The 552-nt window shown below is 35.9% G+C and carries 1 protein-coding gene; it reads left to right on the forward strand.

Going from position 1 to position 552, the window contains the following annotated elements:
• A partial coding sequence (locus tag B5E79_RS13295; protein ID WP_143746644.1) for a transposase occupies nt 1-291 on the forward strand: 291 nt, incomplete at its 5' end.
• Nucleotides 292-552: the final 261 nt, after the last annotated feature.

Below are 552 nucleotides of genomic sequence, written 5' to 3' on the forward strand. Positions count from 1 at the left end.
AAGATAATAAAGGCAGCGGGTGTCGCCCCATTTCACTACGAATCAAGTCAGTACGAAGCCAAGCATAGTGCCATAACCAAGCAGGGATCGAGCTATTTAAGAAAGACGTTATATCAGATCATTGTGCCAGTCATCAGGTTCAACAAGGTCTTCAAGGATTACTATGACCTTAAACGCTCACAGGGAAAAAGTCATCGCTGTGCGCAGGGCCATTGCATCAGGAAGCTGTTGAGGGTCATCTATCATCTGGTAACGACAAATCAGCAGTTTGATGCATCGTTACTGAGATAGAAAGAAAATGAAACCGTATTCATAAAAAGTCTATTCCATAGGCTGTTTTCGTCATGCCCAAAAACACAAATCATATTCACATTTCAAAGATCTTACATATTGATTAGCTAGCATAATCAAATCATTTAACATTTTCAAACTTTTTCATCAAATGACTTGATTTTTATATAGTTAGCTCCTTGATATTATTATACTCAATCTGGATATATAAAAAAATACAAAACTGGATATTTTCATAAGACCAATATTCATATATACTGT

Origin of the sequence: Massilimicrobiota sp. An134 (genome assembly GCF_002160815.1) — a bacterium.
Lineage (GTDB): Bacteria > Bacillota_I > Bacilli_A > Erysipelotrichales > Coprobacillaceae > Allocoprobacillus > Allocoprobacillus merdigallinarum.